Annotated in this window: 16 protein-coding genes; 11 read left to right on the top strand and 5 right to left on the bottom strand. The window is 63.7% G+C overall.

Annotated features, from left to right (window positions below; translation table 11 throughout):
• Positions 1 to 276: a CsbD family protein gene (locus tag FLQ44_RS09470; RefSeq protein WP_206208779.1), complete on the top strand. Its 276-nt coding sequence runs from the start codon at positions 1 to 3 to the stop codon at positions 274 to 276.
• Positions 277 to 455: 179 nt separating this feature from the next.
• Positions 456 to 1,283, top strand: a complete 828-nt coding sequence (locus FLQ44_RS09465; protein WP_147694187.1) for a BON domain-containing protein — start codon at positions 456 to 458, stop codon at positions 1,281 to 1,283.
• Positions 1,284 to 1,416: 133 nt separating this feature from the next.
• Here the strand turns inward: FLQ44_RS09465 and FLQ44_RS09460 are convergent, their stop codons facing one another.
• Positions 1,417 to 1,791, bottom strand: coding sequence for a hypothetical protein (locus tag FLQ44_RS09460; RefSeq protein ID WP_147694186.1), 375 nt, complete (start codon positions 1,789 to 1,791; stop codon positions 1,417 to 1,419).
• Between the two features lie 266 nt (positions 1,792 to 2,057).
• On the opposite strand from FLQ44_RS09460, the gene FLQ44_RS09455 reads away from it, so the two are divergent.
• On the top strand, positions 2,058 to 2,780 hold the full coding sequence (locus FLQ44_RS09455; protein WP_147694185.1) for a Crp/Fnr family transcriptional regulator: 723 nt from the start codon (positions 2,058 to 2,060) through the stop codon (positions 2,778 to 2,780).
• A gap of 59 nt (positions 2,781 to 2,839) precedes the next feature.
• On the opposite strand, the gene FLQ44_RS09450 is transcribed toward FLQ44_RS09455, so the two are convergent.
• Both FLQ44_RS09450 and acnA read right to left on the bottom strand, forming a co-directional pair.
• Complete coding sequence (locus FLQ44_RS09450) at positions 2,840 to 4,225, bottom strand: class II fumarate hydratase (protein WP_147694184.1); 1,386 nt, start codon at positions 4,223 to 4,225, stop codon at positions 2,840 to 2,842.
• Entirely contained in the window at positions 4,222 to 6,927 is a 2,706-nt protein-coding gene (acnA, locus tag FLQ44_RS09445; RefSeq protein ID WP_147694183.1) for an aconitate hydratase AcnA, read from the bottom strand. The genes FLQ44_RS09450 and acnA overlap by 4 nt, the downstream gene beginning before the upstream one ends.
• Positions 6,928 to 7,186: 259 nt before the next feature.
• Here acnA and FLQ44_RS09440 point away from each other — a divergent pair, with 259 nt between their 5' ends.
• Complete coding sequence (locus tag FLQ44_RS09440) at positions 7,187 to 7,552, top strand: hypothetical protein (protein ID WP_147694182.1); 366 nt, start codon at positions 7,187 to 7,189, stop codon at positions 7,550 to 7,552.
• Positions 7,549 to 8,205 (top strand): BON domain-containing protein, encoded by a 657-nt coding sequence (locus tag FLQ44_RS09435; RefSeq protein WP_147694181.1) that lies wholly within the window; start codon positions 7,549 to 7,551, stop codon positions 8,203 to 8,205. Before FLQ44_RS09440 ends, FLQ44_RS09435 begins: the two co-directional genes overlap by 4 nt.
• 76 nt (positions 8,206 to 8,281) lie before the next feature.
• Here FLQ44_RS09435 and FLQ44_RS09430 read toward each other — a convergent pair whose 3' ends face one another.
• Positions 8,282 to 8,893: a TetR/AcrR family transcriptional regulator gene (locus tag FLQ44_RS09430; protein ID WP_147694180.1), complete on the bottom strand. Its 612-nt coding sequence runs from the start codon at positions 8,891 to 8,893 to the stop codon at positions 8,282 to 8,284.
• 64 nt (positions 8,894 to 8,957) lie between these two features.
• On the opposite strand from FLQ44_RS09430, the gene FLQ44_RS09425 reads away from it, so the two are divergent.
• From FLQ44_RS09425 to FLQ44_RS09415, 3 genes are all read left to right on the top strand, one after another.
• Positions 8,958 to 9,410 (top strand): acyl-CoA thioesterase, encoded by a 453-nt coding sequence (locus FLQ44_RS09425; protein ID WP_147694179.1) that lies wholly within the window; start codon positions 8,958 to 8,960, stop codon positions 9,408 to 9,410.
• Between the two features lie 9 nt (positions 9,411 to 9,419).
• Complete coding sequence (locus FLQ44_RS09420) at positions 9,420 to 9,773, top strand: DUF1304 domain-containing protein (RefSeq protein WP_147686970.1); 354 nt, start codon at positions 9,420 to 9,422, stop codon at positions 9,771 to 9,773.
• Between the two features lie 187 nt (positions 9,774 to 9,960).
• Entirely contained in the window at positions 9,961 to 10,308 is a 348-nt protein-coding gene (locus tag FLQ44_RS09415; protein WP_147694178.1) for a hypothetical protein, read from the top strand.
• On the opposite strand, the gene FLQ44_RS09410 is transcribed toward FLQ44_RS09415, so the two are convergent.
• On the bottom strand, positions 10,305 to 11,486 hold the full coding sequence (locus FLQ44_RS09410) for a vWA domain-containing protein (RefSeq protein WP_147694177.1): 1,182 nt from the start codon (positions 11,484 to 11,486) through the stop codon (positions 10,305 to 10,307). The genes FLQ44_RS09415 and FLQ44_RS09410 overlap by 4 nt on opposite strands.
• 90 nt (positions 11,487 to 11,576) lie before the next feature.
• On the opposite strand from FLQ44_RS09410, the gene FLQ44_RS09405 reads away from it, so the two are divergent.
• From FLQ44_RS09405 to FLQ44_RS09395, 3 genes are read left to right on the top strand one after another with little or no spacing between them, the layout of a single operon-like run.
• Entirely contained in the window at positions 11,577 to 13,007 is a 1,431-nt protein-coding gene (locus FLQ44_RS09405; RefSeq protein ID WP_147694176.1) for a coniferyl aldehyde dehydrogenase, read from the top strand.
• Positions 13,004 to 13,504 (top strand): hypothetical protein, encoded by a 501-nt coding sequence (locus tag FLQ44_RS09400; RefSeq protein WP_147694175.1) that lies wholly within the window; start codon positions 13,004 to 13,006, stop codon positions 13,502 to 13,504. Before FLQ44_RS09405 ends, FLQ44_RS09400 begins: the two co-directional genes overlap by 4 nt.
• Positions 13,497 to 15,092 carry a GMC family oxidoreductase gene (locus tag FLQ44_RS09395; RefSeq protein ID WP_147694174.1) on the top strand — a complete coding sequence of 532 codons (1,596 nt, stop codon included), beginning with the start codon at positions 13,497 to 13,499 and terminating at the stop codon, positions 15,090 to 15,092. Before FLQ44_RS09400 ends, FLQ44_RS09395 begins: the two co-directional genes overlap by 8 nt.
• Positions 15,093 to 15,155 lie beyond the last annotated feature (63 nt).

Genomic DNA, 15,155 nt, shown 5'->3' with positions numbered 1-15,155 from the left:
ATGGAAAAAACCACCAAGCCCCCCGTTGCGGCTACTGCCGCTGTTGCTAGCCCGGCTAGCACCTCTGTCCATCTGCCAAGTGCTGACGAAATAAAAGGCAAATGGAAAACCTATGTTGGCGAGGCCAAGGTGCTGTGGGGCAAGCTGACCGATGATGAGCTGTTGCAAACAGAAGGCCATGTGCAGAAGCTGGCCGGGCTGGTGCAGCAACGCTACGCCATCACGCGTGAGGCTGCCGAAAAGCAGGTTCATGACTTTCTGAACAAGCACAAGTAAACCCTGGCCCGCTACGGGGGTAGCCACTACGGCTATCTGCCGCCGGCGGGCTTTTGCTGATTAGCAGGGAGCCGCTAACACAACCCCGATGCTGTCTTGCATCACGCTTGCCGGTGGCGGGCTGATAAAGGTTGGCCGCGCGGTTTTGTTAGCGGCGCGCCATCAATAGGGAATTCATCATGAAAACGCGGTTTCGCCAGCTGGCATGGCTGTTTTTGTCAGGCGGACTTTCTCTGGGCCTGAGTGCCCAGAGCTTTGCAGCCCCTACAGCACAGGAGGCAACGGATATACGGCACGAAACACAGATTTCCACTAGCTACGCCTTGAACCCGCTACTGCGTGACCAGGATATTCGTGTGACGGTGATCAACAATAAAGTCACGCTAAGCGGCACGGTAGAAGAGAGCGTGAAAAAGGAGCTGGCGCAGGAGATTGCGCTAGGCGTGGAGGGGGTGACTACGGTGGATAACCAGCTGGATGTGCGCGAGGGCTTTATGCCGCCGCCGCCGGTGCTGACGCGTGGTTACGGTGAAATGGCCGACGACGCCACCTTGAATGCGGCGGTGAAGTCGCGTTTGAAATGGAGCCGTTACGCGGACGATGTGAATGTGACGGTCAGCAGCCGCCAGGGCAAGGTAACGCTGCAGGGTACGGCCAACAGCAAGCAAAGCATGGGGATGGCCGGCATGATTGCCGCTTCTACACGCGGCGTCACCGATGTGGACAACCAGCTGCAGGTGGTGACCCCGCCGGCGTCGGCGGGTGGCATGCGTTCGGCTACGCAGGTGGAGCAAGGGTTATCGGATGCCTGGGTTACCACCAAGGTGAAGTCTACGCTGCTGTACGCGCGCAATATCGATAGCAACCGTATCAGTGTGACCACCACCATGGGGGTAGTACACCTTAGTGGCAAGCTGCACGGCCAGGCCGAGCGTGCGCTGGCGATTCAGCTAAGCAAAAACGTGCGTGGTGTACAGCGGGTAGAGGCGGGCAAGCTGCTGCCCTGAGCCCCGCACGTTTTACTGGCTAGCATGATAAAACCGCACTGTCTGGTGCGGTTTTATTGTTGCCGGTGTGGGGTTAAGCCTGCGCCACGGGGGGCTGGCTGGCCAGGTTGGCCGCATATTGCCCTAGCGCTGTTTAGCGTGCGGTTTGCTGGCGATGCCCTTTGCCTTTGCTGCGTTGTTTGGCCGCTGGGCTGGCTGGCGCTGGCACGGTTTCTGGCTGGGCAGGCAGTGCGTCTTCTGCCAGCTGGGTAGGCATGATGGCGTCCGGGTATTCGCAGAACAGCTTTTCCATCAGCTTGCTGCGTGTCTCGATATGGTGCCCCAGGCGCCAGTCTTCTAATAGCTGCATGGCAATGTTGAAGTATGAGTAATCAATTTCATACAACAGATGTACATTGAAGTCGTGTTTCAGCTGCAAAGCCAGTGCCAGCTGTTTCAGGATGTCCAGCTGGCGGCAGGCAGGGTTGTCATCCATCAGTTTCCTGATGCGTTTCGCGGCATTATTCATATCAGCAACTCCTGGTAAAAGAGCGAAGGCTGGTGTGGTGGGCTTGCCTGCGCCATGGCGCAAACGATGCCAACCCGCCCATGTTTGCGGGCCAATCTCTGCCGTGCGTGGCAGGCTGGCATCCAGCCTGATGCGGTACAGAACGCTGGCAGGTCTTGGTATGTTCTATCGAACCTTGTGAGCAATCTGTGCGGTAGCGTACATACATCGGGTGTGCGGTGCTTTTATGCTGAATCGTTTTTTTTTCACCTTTCAACACAGGCGCCATGATGACCCATCAGCCTTCCAGAGCCGGCAACGGCTTGCTACGCGCCTTGCCCGATGAGGCATGGCTGCGTATACAGCCCCACCTGCAGCGCGTAGACATGCCGCTAGGCCAGACGCTGTACCAGCCGGGAGGCAAGCTGAACCATGTTTACTTTCCGGTGGATGCCATTGTGTCGTTGCTGTACGTGATGCAAAACGGTGACTCGGCCGAGATCGCCGTGGTGGGCCACGAGGGCGTTGTCGGTATTGCCCTGTTTATGGGGGGCGAGTCCACCCCCAGTAGCGCCGTGGTACAAAGTGGCGGCTATGGCTACCGGCTGCCTTCGCGGGTGATCAAGGAAGAGTTCAATGCCTCGGTCGCCGTAATGCACCTGCTGCTGCGCTATACCCAGGCGCTGATTACACAGATGGCCCAAACCGCCGTGTGCAACCGGCACCACACGCTGGATCAACAGCTGTGCCGCTGGCTGCTGTTAAGCCTGGACCGCCTGCAGGGCAGCGACCTGGTGATGACCCAGGAGCTGATCGCCAATATGCTGGGCGTGCGGCGCGAGGGGGTCACCAATGCGGCGATGAACCTGCAGCGTGCCGGCCTGATTGCCTATGCGCGCGGCCATATCCATGTGGTAGACCGCCAGGGCCTGGAGCAGCGTACCTGTGAATGCTACGCCGTGGTCAAGCAGGAATACGACCGCCTGCTCCACCCGGACAAGCTGGCCTAGCGCTGCCCGCCGCGCCGCCATGCGGCCAACCTTTGCCCAGCGGGCCATCTGGCATGCGCCTACACCATCGCGCTGGCGTCCACCCAGGCGCTAAACTGTGTGTCGCTTATGCCGCCCACGGCGATGGCGGCCTCGCGCAGGCTACAGTCCTGCTGCTGGGCGTACTGTGCAATGACTGCGGCGCGGTCGTAGCCGATATGCGGCACCAGGGCGGTAACCAGCATCAGCGAGCGCGCTACGCTGGCCTGGATGTGCGCTTCGTTGGCGGCCAACCCGGTAATGCAATAGCGTTTGAAGCTACGCATGCCATCGGCCAGCAGGCTCAGGCTTTGCAGCAGATTCAGCAGTATCAAGGGCTTGTAGGCATTCAGCTGCAGTTGGCCGGCGGCACACGCCAGGGCAATGGTGACGTCATTGCCCATTACCTGGCAGCACAGCATGGTGATGGCTTCGCACTGTGTGGGGTTCACCTTGCCGGGCATGATGGAGCTGCCGGCCTCGTTTTCCGGCAGTAGCAGCTCACCCAGCCCTGCGCGCGGGCCGGAGGCCAGCCAGCGGATGTCGTTGGCCATTTTGTTCAGCACCGCTGCCAGCACTTTCAGCAGGCCATGGCAGGCCAGCAGATCATCGTGGGCAGCCTGGATGGCAAAGCGGTTACTGCTGGCCGACAAGGGCAGCCCGGTTTCTTCGGCCAGGCGCACAATCACGGCGCGGGCAAAATCCGGGTGGCAATTCAGCCCGGTGCCTACCGCCGTGCCGCCGATAGCCAGCGGGTACAGGTCTGGCAGCTGTCTACCCAGGCTGCGCTGCACCTGCTGCAGCTGCGTGACCCAGGCGGAGATTTCCTGCCCCAGTGTCAGCGGTACGGCATCTTGCAGATGGGTACGCCCCAGCTTCACCAGCTTGCTGTAGCACTGTTGCTTCTGTTGCAGCGCATCGATGAGCTGCTGCAGGGCGGGCAATAGCTGTGCGTGCAGCATGTCCAGTACGCACAGGTGCATGGCGGTGGGGAATACATCATTGCTGGACTGGCCCAGGTTCACGTGGTCGTTGGGGTGCACAATGCGCCGGTCGCCGCAGTCTGCGCCCAGAATCTCGGAGGCGCGGTTGGCTAGCACCTCGTTCATGTTCATGTGGCTTTGCGTGCCGGAGCTGCTTTGCCAGATATGCAGTGGAAACTGCTGGTCATGGATGCCCTGCAGCACCTCGCCGGCGGCCTGGGCAATGGCCAGTGCCAGGCGGTTGTCCAGCAGGGTCAGCTCGGCATTGACCATGGCGGCAGCGCGCTTGATGCGCGCCATGGCGTACACCGCCGGTAGCGGCATCAGTTCGCTGCCTATCTGGAAATGCAGCAGCGCGCGCTGGGTGTGCGCCCCCCACAGCACATCGGTACTGACGGCGATGGCGCCCAGGCTGTCTTGTTCGCGCCGGATGAAGGTGGTCATGCGGGCACCTGCTGCGGGGCCAGCGAGGCCTTGCTGATCAGTGTTCTCACCAGATACGGCATGAGCCCGCCGTGGCGGTAGTAGGTGGCTTCGGCTTCGGTGTCGATACGCACGCGCAGGGTGCAGCTGCGCTGCTGGCCATTCGGGTAGTAAATCTGCAGGGTAAGCAGCATGCCGGGGCGGATGCCGTCTTCGATAAACGGCAGGTCAAACAGCTCGCGCCCGTGCAGCTGTAAGGTCGCCACACTGTCCTGGCCCTGAAACTCCAGCGGCAGCACGCCCATGCCCACCAGATTGCTGCGGTGGATGCGCTCGAAGCTGCGGGCAATCACCGCCCGCACGCCCAGCAAGGCCATGCCTTTGGCGGCCCAGTCGCGGCTGGAGCCGGTGCCGTAGTTGTGGCCGGCAAACACCACCAGCGGTACCTGCTCGGTGCGGTAGCGCATGGCGATATCGTAGATAAAGCCGCGCTGGGCATCGGGCTGGTGCAGGGTAATGCCGCCTTGTGGTTCATTGTCGGGCGGCAGCATCAGGTTCCGCAGCCGCGGGTTGGCCAGGCAGCCCCGCATCATGACCTGATGGTTGCCGCGCCGGCTGCCGTAGCTATTGAAATCGGCCTCGGCGATGCCCTGCTCGTACAGGTAGCGGCCAGCGCAGCTGTCTGCCGCGATCGGGCCGGCAGGGCTGATGTGGTCGGTAGAAATGGCATCGCCCAGTAGTGCCAGGGCGCGGGCCTGGTAAAGGCCAGCGATAGCGGGGCAGGCCAGGGCAAGCTGCGCCACAAAGGGCGGGCGCACGATGTAGCTGGACGCTGGCCATGGGTAGCGTTGGCCGCTTAGCACCGGCAGGGCCGCCCACTGTGGCTGCTGCAGCGGCAGGTAGGCCTGGCGATAGGGCTGGCTATGGCTGGCCTGCTGCAGGGCCAGCCCGGTGTCTAGCGGGCTGGGCCATAGCTCGTGCAGGTACACCGGCGCGCCGGTGGCATCGTGCCCCAGCGGCTCGTGGGCCAGGTCGATATCGATACGGCCGGCCAGGGCGTAGGCCACCACCAGCGCCGGGCTCATCAGGTAGTTGGCCCGCAGGGCCGGGTGGATGCGGGCTTCAAAGTTGCGGTTGCCAGATAGCACCGCCACACACACCAGCCCTTGCTGGCTGACCTGCGCTTCCAGTGCCGGGTCCAGTGGCCCGGCATTGCCAATGCAGGTGGTGCAGCCGTAGGCCACTACCCGGAAACCCAGTATGCCCAGCGGTGCCAGCAAGTCGGCGCGGGCCAGGTAGTCGCTGACCACGCGCGAGCCAGGCGCCAGCGACGTCTTGATATGCGGCGCCACCCGCAGCCCGCGCAGCACGGCGTTGCGCGCCAGCAGGCCTGCGGCCAACATGCTGCCGGGGTTGGCTGTATTGGTGCAGGAGGTGATGGCGGCGATCAGGATATCGCCATGGCGCAAGGCGGCAGGGTTGGCCGCAAGGGGTAGCCGCGGCGCGGTAATCTGGCCAAAGCCGCCCTGGCTTACCGGCTGGCCAAGCGACAGCAGAAAGTCCTGTTTGACGATGCCCAGTGGCTTGTGTTCTTGCGGCAGGCGGGGGCCAGCCACGCATGGCTGGATACGGCTCAGGTCGATGCGCACGGTACGGCTGTAGTGCAGCATGCCGGGCAGCGGTGTGCCGAACATGTTCTGCGCCTGGTAGTAGTGGCGAAACGCCAGCTGCGTGGCTTCGTCGCGGCCGGTGGCGGCCAGGTAGGCCACGCTTTGTTCATCGGGCGGGAAAAAGGCCACGGTGGCACCGTACTCTGGCGCCATATTGGCCAGCGTGGCGCGGTCGGGCACGGTGAGGCTGGCGCAGCCGGCACCAAAGAATTCCACAAAGCAGTCCAGCACATTTTCTTCCCGCAGGATGGCGGTCAGGGCCAGCGCCAGGTCGGTGGCGCTGACCCCGTGCGGTAGCTGCTGCTCCAGCTGTACGCCTACCACATCGGGGATCAGCAGCGTCACCGGCAGCCCCAGGATGGCGGCCTCGGCCTCGATACCGCCCACCCCCCAGCCCAGCACACCCAGGGCGTTGATCATGGTGGTGTGCGAGTCTGTCCCCACCACGCTATCCGGAAAGCACACCTCGCCCCGCCGCCCCAGGCCCGGTGCCAGATGCTCCAGGTTGACCTGGTGCACAATGCCCAGCCCCGGCGGGCTGACCTGCAGCTTGTCAAACGCCTGCACCCCCCACTTGATAAAGCGGTAGCGCTCGGCATTGCGCGTGTATTCCTGCGCCATGTTCAGCGCCAGCGCATTGGCTTCACGAAAGAAATCTACCTGTACCGAATGGTCCACCACCAGGTGCACCGGCACCTGCGGCGCCAGCCAGCCGGCATCGCCACCCAGGGCGTGCACGGCGTCGCGCATGGCGGCCAGGTCGCACAGCAGCGGTACGCCGGTGAAGTCCTGCAGCAGCACGCGCGCCGGCATGAAAGGGATATCGCTATCGCGCAGCGCCTGCGGCTGCCAGCTGGCCAGCTGGCGCAGCTGCGCCTCGCAGGCCGGTGTGCTGTCGGCGTGGCGCAATAGCGACTCCAGCAAGATGCGCAGCGACACTGGCAGGCGGGAGATAGCGCCGTAGCCGTCCCGCTCTAGCGCCGGCAGCGAATACAGCTGCCCGATGACACCTGCTGCGCTGCCGAAGGTCCTTACATAGCGTTCGGAATACATAGGTCACTCTCCGGATGGGCGGTGCCGGTGCCATAGGCAAGATGCCCGGCCGCCTTTGCGCCATCAGCACACAGCATCGCGCCGGGCACCGTGGCTGTCCGTGCGCTGCCGAACCAAAGCGGCAAGCGGCCTGGCTGTTATTTCGATGAATTATGTGTGCCAGTGCACAGTCGCCCGCCGCCCGGGCGCGCACTGTAGGGCTGTACCGGGTAGCGAGCTGCAAGCCGGGCCTTTTATCCCCTTAGCCAGGAGGCATGCCATGAACGAAAGCCAGCTTTTAAAACGTATTCAGACTGTTGCAGGGCCGGATAACCGGGCGCTGCTTGCACGCTTCTGGCTGCTCATGGATGCCCGCCCTGTGGCCCCGCCGTTTACCTTTAGCGATTTTCGCCATCTGGATGCCGAGGCGCGCAGTGTGTTTCACAGCATCTTCAGCAGCTATAGCCGCGACCAGTTTGCGCCGCTGGATGCTGCGCTGGTGTCCAGCCTGCGGCAGCTGACAGTGCCGCGCGGCTATCGCGATGCGGTGCCGCATGGGCAGATGTGCGCCATGCACTACTACCCGGCACAGGAAAGCAGTTCTGCCGCTATGCGGCCAACCTTACCCGAAGGAGTCATGACATGACCAAGACCGATACCCAGCTGCAACACGATGTGCAGGCTGAGCTGATGTGGGACCCCGCCATCAACGACACGCACATTGGCGTGCAGTGCGATAAGGGGGTGATTACCTTGAGCGGCCACGTGCCGGACTTTGCCCAGAAGTGGGCAGCCGAACGCGCCGCCCTGCGGGTAGGCGGTGTCAGTGCCATGGCGGTAGAGATTCAGGTAGACCTGGTGGACCCTGGCAAATACAGCGATGCCGATGTGTCGCGCTCGGTATCCAATGTATTGCAGCTGATGGCGCCGGAATACAGCCAGCGCATCAAGGTGATGGTGGAAAAAGGCTGGCTGACGTTGTCCGGCGATGTGGAGTGGAACTTTCAGCGCAATGCCGCCGTGCGCCAGGTATCGCATGTGCTGGGTGTGAAGGGCATGAGCAACAATATCAATATCCGCCCCAAACTGATTGCCCGCGCGGTAAAAGAAGAGGTGCGTGCCGCCTTGCAGCGCAGGGCGATCCAGGACATCGACTCGATTACCATCGCCATTGATGGCCCGGATATCACGCTCAGTGGCACGGTGCATAGCTGGTCGGAAAAAGCACTGGCCAAGCACGCTGCCGCGTGCATGCCAGGGGTGCGCGATGTTATCGACAAGGTGACCGTTGTCATCTGACACGCTACGGTGCTACCACCGCGGCGGCCGGTTTGCCGCCCCCAACCCCAGCCTGGTCTGGGGTTTTTGCATGCGGCTAGGTACTCGCCCCGTCTGTGCGGGGTGCGGCAGTGCCGCATAGCTGCGCAAAACCCTGCAGTGCCAGCTGGGCGCTGTGGTGGTTGTCCAGCAGCTGGTGGTCGTGGTGGGCGCTTTGTATCAGGCCGAACAGCATGAAAGCCAGCAGGGGCACATGGCTGCCTGCGGCCAGCTCGCCGGCGTCTTGTGCGTCTTGCAGCAGGCGCTGCAGGGTGTCGCGCTGCCAGCGCTGGCCGGCCACCAGCGCGTCGCGTATGGCGCCGGGCTGGTCGTCAAACTCGTAGGCCGCGGCCAGCAGCGGGCAGCCGCCGGGCATGCTGCTGCCGTACAGGCGCATGACCCAGGCGTGAAACAGTGCGCGCAGGCGTGCCATGCCGCGCGGCTGGGTAAAGGCCGGCTTGACCACTTCTTCCACAAACTGCGCTTGTGCCGCCTGTACCACGGCCAGCTGCAGTGCTTCCTTGCTGCCAAAGTGGGCAAACAGCCCGCTTTTGGATAGCCCGCTCTGCTCGGCCAGGCTGCCGATGGTCAGGCGGCTGATGCCGATCTGGCTGGCGCTGCGCACCGCCTGTTGCAGAATGGCTTCGCGGGTAAGGGCTTTTTTACTCATGGGTGTTTGCCTGCGTGCTGTTTATGTGCAAAATAGCACGATCGTTCTTTTTTGAGTGAGTGACATGCACCCGTTTACCAAAGTAGTAGAAGTGCGCTGGTCTGATATCGACGCCAATCAACACATGCGCCATAACGCCTACGCCGACCTGTGCACCCACACCCGCATGGAATGGTTGGCCGCAGCCGGCTTTGGCATGGATGCCTTCATGGCGCACGGCTTTGGCCCGGTACTGTTTCGCGAGAGTACCGAATACCGCCGCGAGGTGCACCTGGGCGAGCGTATCACGGTTGACGTGCAGGTTGCCGCCGCCAGCCCGGATAACAGCCGCTGGAAGATCCGCCAGCAGCTGATCAAGCCCGATGGCAAGCTGGCCGCCATTTACGAGGTGGCCGGGGCGTGGATGGACCTGCGCGAGCGCAAGCTGATACCGCCGCCGCCTGCGCTGGCCGCCATTCTGGCAGATTTGCCGCGCTGCGCCGATTTCGAGCTGCTGCCGCAACCCGAACACAAATAAGGAATAGCCATGTTGCTCGCTGCCCAGATCGCCAGCGCCGTGGTGGCGCTGATTCACCTGTACATTCTGGTGCTGGAGATGTTTCTGTGGACCAAACCGGCAGGCCGCCGCGCCTTTGGGCTAACGCCAGAGTTTGCCCAGGCTAGCCGCGTACTGGCGGCCAACCAGGGGCTGTACAACGGCTTTCTGGCGGCGGGGCTGGTGTGGAGCCTGCTGCCGGGGGCGCCGGCTGGCGTGGGGGTGTTCTTCCTGAGCTGCGTGCTGGTGGCCGGGGTGTATGGCGCGGCCACGGCCAGCCGCAAGATACTGTTTGTACAGGCATTGCCGGCGGCACTAGCCCTGCTGCTGCAGGCGCTGGCCTGACGTGGTGGCTTCGGGCTTGCGCTGGGCGCCACCCAGCGCATCGCCCTCCGCCTGGCATGGGAAAACATCTCGGCCCTGCGCCTTGGCAAGAAATCGTGTTAACGAGCCGCTAAACCCTGCCGCTGGCGGGGTTGCCAGCCGCGGTGCCAGCGGTAATGCTGTGCGGCCAACCTTGTAGGAGCTTGCCATGTCTGCCGTGCTGCAAAACCTGTTAAAGCTGTGCGATACCCCGCGCGATAACGCGCTGCTGCGCTTTGGCATAGCCAATGAATACGCCAAGGCGCAAGACTGGCCGGCCGCCGCACAGCAGGCACGCGAGGCGCTGGCGCGGCAGGGGGATTTTTCGGCGGCGTGGAAGCTGCTGGGCAAGGCGCTGGCTGCAGGCGGGGAGGCCACCGCCGCGCTGGCTGCCTATCATGAGGGCATTGCCGTGGCCCAGGCCCGTGGCGACCTGCAGGCGGTAAAAGAGATGACGGTGTTTGCACGCCGCATCGAGAAGCAGTTGGCCGCAGCGGCCGGGCAGGGCGACAGCTAGCTACTGCGTTTGAGCTGGCGCATGGCCTGCTCCAGCCCTTCCAGCGTGAGCGGGTACATGCGGTTCTGCATCAGCTCGCCCACCATGCCGATGGACTGGGTGTATTCCCACGCTGCTTGCGGCATGGGGTTCAGCCACACGGCGTGCTTGAATTGATCTAGCAGGCGGCGCAGCCACACCTCGCCCGGCTCCGGGTTCATGTGCTCTACGCTGCCGCCTTTCAGGATGATCTCGTAGGGGCTCATGCTGGCGTCGCCCACAAAGATCAGCTTGTAATCCTGGCCGTAGGTGTGGATCAGGTCCCAGGTGGCGGTTTTGGCGGTGTGGCGGCGTGCGTTGTCCTGCCACACGCTTTCGTATACACAGTTGTGGAAGTAGTAGTAATCCAGGTGCTTGAATTCGCTGCGCACGGCGGAAAACAGCTCTTCGCACACGCGGATGTGGTCGTCCATGGAGCCGCCCACGTCAAACAGCACCAGCACCTTCACCGCATTGTGCAGCTCGGGCACCATCTGCAGGTCCAGCAGGCCGGCATTGCGCGCGGTGGCGGCAATGGTGCCGGGCAGGTCCAGCACCTCGGGGGCGCCGTCGCGGGCGAACTCGCGCAGGCGGCGCAGGGCTACCTTGATATTGCGCGTGCCCAGCTCCACGCTGTCGTCGAAGTTGCGGAACTCGCGCTGATCCCACACTTTTACCGCGCGGCGGTGGCGTGACTCCTGCTGCCCGATGCGGATGCCTTCCGGGTTATAGCCATACGCGCCAAACGGGCTGGTGCCGCCGGTGCCTATCCATTTGTTACCGCCCTGGTGGCGTTCCTTCTGTTCTTCCAGCCGCTGGCGCAGCGTGTCCATCAGCTTGTCCCAGCCCATGGCTTGCAGCTGCTGTTTTTCTTCCTCGCTCAGGTATTTTTCTACTTGCTTGCGCAGCCAGTCTTCCGGAATGGCGGTGTGCAGGTCGTCCAGGCTGGTTTCGATACCGTGTGCGTACTGCGCAAACACGCGGTCGAAGCGGTCGTAGTACTTCTCGTCTTTCACCAGCACGGTGCGCGCCAGGTGGTAAAACGCGTCTACGCTGGCAAACGCCAGCTTTTGCTGCAGCGCTTCCAGCAGGGTGAGGTGTTCTTTCAGGCTAACCGGCAGGCCGGCTGCACGCAGGGCATAGAAAAAGTCGAGCAACATGGCGATAAAGATATATGTGACAGGCGATGGAAATCGTAATAGAGTCTGGGCTCTAAACGGTCGTTTGCCCAAGTTCAAGGAGCATAGCATATGGATACCGCCAGCCCTATCGGTAATAGCCTGCATAGCCAGCTAGCCCACCTGCAGCAGCTGGCTGCGCTGCAGCCACCCGATTACGCTACCCGCCAACGCTGGCTGGCAGGCCTGGCCAGTATGGTAACGGCTCACCAGCAAGACTGGATAGATGCCCTGCAGGCAGATTTTGGCTGCCGCAGCGCGGTAGAAACCCGGCTGGCGGAGCTGTTCCCCTCGCTGGAGGGCATACGCCTGGCGCAGCGCAAGCTGGGCCGCTGGATGCGTGCGCAGCGGCGCGGGGTGTCGTTCTGGTTCTGGCCGGCCACGGCCCGCGTGCTGCCGCAGCCGCTGGGTGTGGCGGGCATTATCGTGCCGTGGAACTACCCGGTATTCCTGGCGCTGGGGCCGCTGACCTCGGCACTGGCAGCGGGCAACCGCGCCATGGTGAAGATGTCCGAGCTGTCGCCGCATAGCGGGGCCTTGCTGCAAAAGCTGTGCCGCCAGTACCTGGGCGACGACGTGGTACAGGTGGTGAATGGCGATGTAGCCGTGGCGCAGGCTTTTGCCGCGCTGCCGTTTGACCACTTGCTGTTTACCGGCTCCACGCGGGTTGGCCGCAGTGTGATGCAGGCGGCGGCGGCCAACCTGACCCCGGTCACGCTGGAGCTGGGTGGCAAATCACCGGTGCTGATTGCCCCCGGTTTTGACATGCGCCGTGTGGCGGCCAGCCTGATCGCCGGCAAAATGCTGAACGCCGGCCAGACCTGTGTGGCGCCCGACTACGTGCTGGTGCACCAGGACGACCGCGACGCGCTGCTGGCCGAGCTGCGCCGCCAGGCTGCGCTGGCCTATCCGGACCCGGCGGCCAACCCCGACTACACCGCCATCATCAACCAGACGCACTACGACCGCCTGCTGCGCTGGCGTGACGAGGCCGCCCAGATGGGCGCGCAGGTAGAAGTGCTGGCCGCAGGCAGTAGCGAGGCGGCGCTGGCGGCGGCGCGCAAGCTGCCGCTAACCCTTATCGACAACGCCCCGGCACACAGCACGGTGATGCGCGAGGAAATCTTTGGCCCGCTGCTGCCCATTGTCACCTACGACAAGCTGGGCAACGCGCTGGCCTATATCAATGGCCGCGACAGGCCGCTGGCGCTTTACCTGTACGACGACAACCGCCGCCGCATCCGCACGGTTCTGCAGGGCACGGTGGCCGGTGGCGTCTCGGTAAACGATACCTTGATGCACGTGGTGCAAGACCAGCTGCCGTTTGGCGGGGTAGGGCCGTCCGGCATGGGGCACTACCATGGCTACGAAGGCTTCGCCACCTTCAGCAAGATGAAGCCGGTGTTTTACCAGTCCCGTTTTGCCGGTACCGTGCTGACCCAGCCACCGCATGGCAAGCTGGTGCAATGGCTGCTGAACCTGATGCTGGGGCGGATCAAATGACCATCAACCGACGCCAGTTCATTCGCACCGGCCTGCTGGGTGCTGTAGCGCTGGGCGTGGCCGCCAGGTTGGCCGCACCGCACCCGGCCCCCGGTTTTGCTGCCAGTGCCGCAGACCGCCAGCTGATCGCCGCGCTGGGGCGGGGCATGCTGGGTAGCTTGCCGGCCACGGCGCCGATATCGTTGGTGGACAACACCCTGGCTGCCATTGCCGGCCTGCCATTGGCCAGCCAGGCCGAGCTGCGCCAGCTGTTCGACCTGCTGCAGCAGCCGCTGGCCCGTATGGCGCTGGGCCTGCGCCCCGCCTGGCCAGACGCCAGTGCCGAGCAAGTACGCGCCACGCTGGATGGCTGGCGCTACAGCCGGCTCACCCTGCTGCGCAGTGCCTATCAAGGCCTGCATGGCCTGTTGTACGCTGGCTGGTATGGCGACACCGCCAGCTGGGCCGGCATGTCGTACCAGCTGCCTGCCAGCATGAAAGGACTACTGAATGAGTAAGCTACCCGACCTGTGGCAAGACGGCCTGGCCGCTGGCTGGAAAGTTACCGACGCCAGCCAGGGTGGGCCAGACCTGAAGCTGGAGTGCGATGTGGTCATCGTGGGCAGCGGCGCCGGTGGCGGCATGGTGGCCGAGCAGCTCAGCAGTGCCGGCTTGCACGTGGTGCTGGTGGAAGAGGGCGGTTTGTACAGCTCGCGTCACTTTAACCTGCGCGAATCCGAGGCCTACCCCCAGCTGTACCAGGAGTCGGCCAACCGCCTTACCGCCGACAAAGGCATCACCATTTTGCAGGGCCGCACCGTGGGGGGCAGTACCACGGTGAACTGGACCAGCTGTTTTCGCACCCCGGCCGATACCCTGGCCTGGTGGCGTAGCCATCATGGCCTGGACGCCATGCAGGATGCCGCACTGCAACCCTGGTTCGAGCAGGCCGAAGCCCGGCTGAATGTGGGCCCCTGGCAAACCGACCCCAATGTCAATAACGCACTGCTGGCGCAAGGCTGCAACAAGCTGGGCATACCTTACTCGCCCATCCGCCGCAATGTGAAAGGCTGCTGGAACCTGGGCTACTGTGGCACCGGCTGTGCCACCAATGCCAAGCAGAGCATGCTGGTTACCACCATACCGGCGGCGCTGGCCAGCGGCGCGCAGCTGCTGACCCGCGTGCGCGTGCAGCAGTTGTTGCTATCACCTGGCCGCAGCCACGCCGAGGGCATTGTCGGGCAGGCGCTGGGGCCGGACGGCATCCAGCCTAGCGGCCGGCGTGTAGAGGTACGGGCACGCCAGGTGGTGCTGTCTGCCGGTGCCATCGGCACCCCCGCGGTGCTGCTGCGTAGCCATGCACCCGACCCGTACCGCCTGCTGGGCAAGCGTACTTTCCTGCACCCGGTTGTGATGTCGGGCGGGCTGTTCCGCCAGCGGGTAGAGGGCTATAACGGCGCCCCGCAAAGCATCTTTAGCGACCATTTCCTGCATACCCAGCCACTGGACGGCCCGCTGGGCTACAAGCTGGAGGTGCCACCGGTGCACCCGCTGATCATGGCCGCCACGCTGCCTGGCAATGGCCCAGTGCACCAGCGCCTGCTGAAAAACCTGCCGTACTGGCAAGTCAGCTTGGCATTGATGCGCGACGGCTTCCACCCGGAAAGCGTGGGTGGCAGCGTAGGCTTGCGTAGCGATGGCACGCCGGTGCTGAGCTACCCGCTGGGCGCGGTGGAGTGGGAGGCCGCGCGGCGGGCCTTGCTGAAAATGGCCGAAATCCAGTTTGCTGCCGGTGCCCGTGTGGTGTTACCGGTGCACGAAGACGCTGGCCTGGCGACCAGCTGGCGCCAGGCGCAAGACATGATCCGCCAGCTGCCCATGCAGATTCTGCGTACCCGCGTGGTGAGTGCGCATGTGATGGGCGGCGCCATGATGTCGGCCGACGAGCGCCACGGAGTGGTAGACCAGACCGGCCGCCACTGGCAGCTGGACAATGTCACGGTAATCGACGGCTCGGTGTTCCCCACCAGTATCGGCGCCAACCCGCAGCTGTCGGTGTACGCGCTGGCCTTGCGCGCTGCCGACGCGCTGCGCCGGCGGCTATAGCGCCGGGCAGGCTCGGCATGCAAAGCACAAAGCCCCGCGGATCTCCCTGCGGGGCTTTGTGTT

The organism is Vogesella mureinivorans (assembly GCF_007644035.1).
Lineage (GTDB): Bacteria > Pseudomonadota > Gammaproteobacteria > Burkholderiales > Chromobacteriaceae > Vogesella > Vogesella mureinivorans.
Note: the sequence above shows the minus strand (reverse complement) of the source record. Positions and strands in the feature narration are given on the sequence as shown.

What these genes read in the sequence shown, in the direction of transcription:
- FLQ44_RS09405 (WP_147694176.1), top strand. Translation starts at nt 11,577, where the DNA reads ATGGATACCGCCAGCCCTATCGGTAATAGCCTGCATAGCCAGCTAGCC.
- FLQ44_RS09415 (WP_147694178.1), top strand. Translation starts at nt 9,961, where the DNA reads ATGTCTGCCGTGCTGCAAAACCTGTTAAAGCTGTGCGATACCCCGCGC.
- FLQ44_RS09410 (WP_147694177.1), bottom strand. Translation starts at nt 11,486, where the DNA reads ATGTTGCTCGACTTTTTCTATGCCCTGCGTGCAGCCGGCCTGCCGGTT.
- FLQ44_RS09470 (WP_206208779.1), top strand. Translation starts at nt 1, where the DNA reads ATGGAAAAAACCACCAAGCCCCCCGTTGCGGCTACTGCCGCTGTTGCT.
- FLQ44_RS09450 (WP_147694184.1), bottom strand. Translation starts at nt 4,225, where the DNA reads ATGACCACCTTCATCCGGCGCGAACAAGACAGCCTGGGCGCCATCGCC.
- FLQ44_RS09455 (WP_147694185.1), top strand. Translation starts at nt 2,058, where the DNA reads ATGATGACCCATCAGCCTTCCAGAGCCGGCAACGGCTTGCTACGCGCC.
- FLQ44_RS09435 (WP_147694181.1), top strand. Translation starts at nt 7,549, where the DNA reads ATGACCAAGACCGATACCCAGCTGCAACACGATGTGCAGGCTGAGCTG.
- FLQ44_RS09395 (WP_147694174.1), top strand. Translation starts at nt 13,497, where the DNA reads ATGAGTAAGCTACCCGACCTGTGGCAAGACGGCCTGGCCGCTGGCTGG.
- FLQ44_RS09440 (WP_147694182.1), top strand. Translation starts at nt 7,187, where the DNA reads ATGAACGAAAGCCAGCTTTTAAAACGTATTCAGACTGTTGCAGGGCCG.
- FLQ44_RS09430 (WP_147694180.1), bottom strand. Translation starts at nt 8,893, where the DNA reads ATGAGTAAAAAAGCCCTTACCCGCGAAGCCATTCTGCAACAGGCGGTG.
- FLQ44_RS09460 (WP_147694186.1), bottom strand. Translation starts at nt 1,791, where the DNA reads ATGAATAATGCCGCGAAACGCATCAGGAAACTGATGGATGACAACCCT.
- acnA (WP_147694183.1), bottom strand. Translation starts at nt 6,927, where the DNA reads ATGTATTCCGAACGCTATGTAAGGACCTTCGGCAGCGCAGCAGGTGTC.
- FLQ44_RS09420 (WP_147686970.1), top strand. Translation starts at nt 9,420, where the DNA reads ATGTTGCTCGCTGCCCAGATCGCCAGCGCCGTGGTGGCGCTGATTCAC.
- FLQ44_RS09400 (WP_147694175.1), top strand. Translation starts at nt 13,004, where the DNA reads ATGACCATCAACCGACGCCAGTTCATTCGCACCGGCCTGCTGGGTGCT.
- FLQ44_RS09425 (WP_147694179.1), top strand. Translation starts at nt 8,958, where the DNA reads ATGCACCCGTTTACCAAAGTAGTAGAAGTGCGCTGGTCTGATATCGAC.
- FLQ44_RS09465 (WP_147694187.1), top strand. Translation starts at nt 456, where the DNA reads ATGAAAACGCGGTTTCGCCAGCTGGCATGGCTGTTTTTGTCAGGCGGA.